Source organism: Streptomyces sp. NRRL WC-3549 (assembly GCF_000721935.1).
GTDB lineage: Bacteria > Actinomycetota > Actinomycetes > Streptomycetales > Streptomycetaceae > Streptomyces.
Map to the genome: position 1 here is coordinate 166,051 of NZ_KL585394.1, position 3,331 is coordinate 169,381.

The 3,331-nt window shown below is 72.7% G+C and carries 4 protein-coding genes; 3 read left to right on the forward strand and 1 reads right to left on the reverse strand.

The genetic code is table 11. The features are described from left to right. Positions 1-22: 22 nt before the first annotated feature. Positions 23-376 carry a hypothetical protein gene (locus IH13_RS0111455; protein ID WP_031083500.1) on the reverse strand — a complete coding sequence of 118 codons (354 nt, stop codon included), beginning with the start codon at positions 374-376 and terminating at the stop codon, positions 23-25. A gap of 74 nt (positions 377-450) precedes the next feature. On the opposite strand from IH13_RS0111455, the gene IH13_RS0111460 reads away from it, so the two are divergent. The 3 genes from IH13_RS0111460 to IH13_RS0111470 all read left to right on the forward strand — a co-directional run bounded on the left by IH13_RS0111460 (position 451) and on the right by IH13_RS0111470 (position 3,181). Further along, the gene (locus tag IH13_RS0111460) at positions 451-1,263 is read left to right on the forward strand and encodes an arylamine N-acetyltransferase family protein (protein ID WP_031083501.1); all 813 of its coding nucleotides are present in this window, start codon (positions 451-453) and stop codon (positions 1,261-1,263) included. A gap of 213 nt (positions 1,264-1,476) precedes the next feature. Continuing rightward, the gene (locus IH13_RS0111465) at positions 1,477-2,688 is read left to right on the forward strand and encodes a pyridoxal phosphate-dependent aminotransferase (RefSeq protein WP_031083503.1); all 1,212 of its coding nucleotides are present in this window, start codon (positions 1,477-1,479) and stop codon (positions 2,686-2,688) included. Between the two features lie 94 nt (positions 2,689-2,782). Next, positions 2,783-3,181 (forward strand): SCO4983 family protein, encoded by a 399-nt coding sequence (locus tag IH13_RS0111470; RefSeq protein WP_031083505.1) that lies wholly within the window; start codon positions 2,783-2,785, stop codon positions 3,179-3,181. Positions 3,182-3,331: the final 150 nt, after the last annotated feature.

Here is a 3,331-nt window from a genome sequence, read left to right on the forward strand (position 1 = left end):
TCCGCGACGGCCGGCCCGCCCCTCACCTGCCGGGGGCCGCCTCCGCTCCCGGGGACACGGCCGCGGCCTCCCGGGCGTACGTCACCGCCTGGAGGAGGGACAGGCCCGGCTCCGCCCGGCGCAGCGCCTTGACGGCGGACACCGAGTCGAGCGGTCCCTCGTACCCCGAGGCCGCCAGCCGCTGCCGCACCCACCGGGCGCGCAGTTCGGCGTCCGGGACGGCGGCCACCTCCTCGACGAGCGCGAGGGCCCGCTCCAGGCCGGGGCGCCGGTCGTCGGTCGCGGTGCCCAGTTCCTGCCGGAGCAGCTCGGTGATCTCCTGCACGTCCCGCAGTACGAGCACCGCGCTCTCCTGCTTCTTCCCGAAACCGATCATGTGCCGAGCCTTCCCCCGACCGCTGCTCCCCGCACCGGATTTGAGGGACATCTGAGGCTGCGTACGGTCGGGGCATGACACTCGACCTCGACGCCTACTTCACCCGCATCGGCTGGGCCGGGGAGCGACGGCCCACCGCCGACGTCCTGCGGTCCGTGCACCGCGCCCACATGTTCGGCATCCCGTTCGAGAACCTGGAGCCCGTGCTCGGCGGCGCCCCCTCGCTCGCACTGCCCGACCTGGAGGCGAAGCTCGTCCGTTCCGAGCGCGGCGGCTACTGCTACGAGCACAACACGCTGCTCGCCGCCGTCCTGACCCGCATCGGCTTCCGGGTGGCGCTGCTGGCCGGGCGGGTGGTGCTGGGCGCCGCCCCCGGGGACGTCCGGCCGCGTACGCACATGCTGTTGCGGGTCCAGGCGGAGGACGAGCCCACGCCCTTCGTGGCGGACGTCGGGTTCGGCTCCACCGGCGCCCTGCTGGAGCCGATCCCGCTCGTGGCCGGCGCCGAACTGGACGACGCCCCGCGCCGCCACCGGCTGGTGCACGCGCCGCACGACGGACCGCTGGAGCTCTGGCAGTTGCAGGCCGAGAAGGGCGGCACCTGGGAGCCGCAGTACGAGTTCACCCTGGAGCCCTTCGGGGCGCCGGACTTCGTGGTCGCCAACTGGTACGTCGCGACGAACCCGCGCTCGCCCTTCCGGCAGGCGGTGTTCGCCCAGCGCACCCGGCCGGGGCTCCACCAGGCGCTCTCCGGCCGGACCCTCGTGCGGACCGCGGACGACGGCACCGTCGAGGAGCGCGGACTGGCCGGGCCGGCGGACGTCCTGCGGGTGCTGGCCGACGACTTCGGCGTACGGCTCCCGGAAGGGACCGTCCTGCCCGGCTGACCCGGAGGCCGGGCCGCGTGGCGCATCTCACCCGGTTGCGCCCGTCACGCCCCGAGCCGCCCGGAATCCAAGCCCGGGCGGCACGCCGACCGGTCCTTCCCACGGTTCCCGGCCGGGGCGGCATGGCGATGGAAGAGCGCGGTCTTCCCCGGGGGAGACGACACGGCGGTGAACCGGGCGCACCGCGCGAAACGCGGTCGTAAGCTCACAGCCATGCAGGTCATCCAGTCAACGAAGCTCTCCGGCGTCTGTTACGAAATCCGCGGCCCCGTCCTCGAGGAGGCCATGCGGCTGGAGGCGGCGGGCCACCGCATCCTCAAGCTCAACACGGGCAACCCCGCGGCGTTCGGCTTCGAGTGCCCACCGGAGATCCTGGAGGACATCCTGCGCAACCTCTCCGGGGCGCACGGTTACGGCGACGCGAAGGGGCTGCTGTCCGCCCGCCGCGCGGTGATGCAGCACTACCAGACCAAGGGGATCGACCTCGGCGTCGAGGACATCTACCTGGGCAACGGCGTCTCCGAGCTGATCCAGATGTCGATGCAGGCGCTGCTCGACGACGGCGACGAGGTCCTCGTCCCCGCCCCGGACTACCCGCTGTGGACCGCGTCGGTCTCCCTGGCCGGCGGCACGGCGGTGCACTACCGCTGCGACGAGCAGGCCGACTGGATGCCGGACCTCGCCGACGTCGAGCGCAGGATCACCGACCGCACCAAGGCGATCGTGATCATCAACCCGAACAACCCCACGGGCGCCGTCTACGACGACGAGATGCTGCGCGGCCTCACCGAGATCGCCCGCCGCCACAACCTGGTCGTCTGCTCCGACGAGATCTACGACCGGATCCTGTACGACGGGGCCACCCACACCCCGACCGCCGCCATCGCCCCGGACCTGATGGTCCTCACCTTCAACGGACTCTCCAAGAACTACCGGATCGCCGGGTACCGCTCCGGCTGGATGGCCGTCTGCGGGCCGAAGGCGCACGCCTCGTCGTACATCGAGGGGCTGACGATCCTGGCCAACATGCGGCTCTGCGCCAACATGCCGGCCCAGCACGCGGTGGCCACCGCGCTCGGCGGCCGGCAGTCGATCGACGACCTGGTGCTGCCGGGCGGGCGGATCCTGGAGCAGCGGGACATCGCGTACGACCTGCTGACGCGGATCCCCGGGGTGACCTGTGTGAAGCCGAAGGGGGCGCTGTACCTCTTCCCCCGGCTGGACCCCAAGGTGTTCAAGATCAAGGACGACCGGCAGATGGTGCTGGACCTGCTGCGGGCCGAGAAGATCATGGTGGTCCACGGCACCGGCTTCAACTGGCCGGAACCCGATCACTTCCGGGTGGTCACGCTGCCGCCGGCCAAGGACCTGACGGACGCGGTGACCCGGATCGGGAGCTTCCTGGACGGCTACGGCCAGCCCTGAGCGACCGCCCCCGCACGGCATCGCTTCGGATCACGGACAACTTTAGACAGAATCTAAGATAGGATGGCCTTACTGCACTACCAGGAGGCCACCCATGTACGAGCCGATCCGCACCAAATCGGTCCACACATCGGCCGACGACGCCGATTTCCCGCACCGCAGCCGTGAGGACGAGCTGGACATCCAGCTCGCAGGACACCTCGGCGCCCTGCTCGCCGTCACCGACGAGCTCGGGCTCACCGAGGACGGCGACCGTATCGCCGCCCAGGTGGCCCGGCTGCGCGGCGCACCGCCGGCCCGGCACGCCGGGCGGAGCGACGCGGCGGCGCAGGCCCTGCACCGCCGTGCCCACGCCCTCGCGGGCCGGGCCCTGGTGGTGGCCGCGTCCCGCGCCGACACGGCGGTCGCGATCCTCGCCGCCGAGGCCATGGACGCGCACGACGCGGCCCTGACCCCCGCCACCGCGCCGACCGCTCTGGCCGGCGCCCGCTGACGGCCCCGGTCCGCGACGGGTGGACCGGGCGCCACCGACGTGGGACCGCTGCCGGTCCGGGCAGCACGACGCCCCGCCGAGTTCGCGCCCGGCGGGGCGTCGCGGTTTCCGGCTCCCGGATCGGGGGCGGCCCGAGAGGGGTGCGGGAGC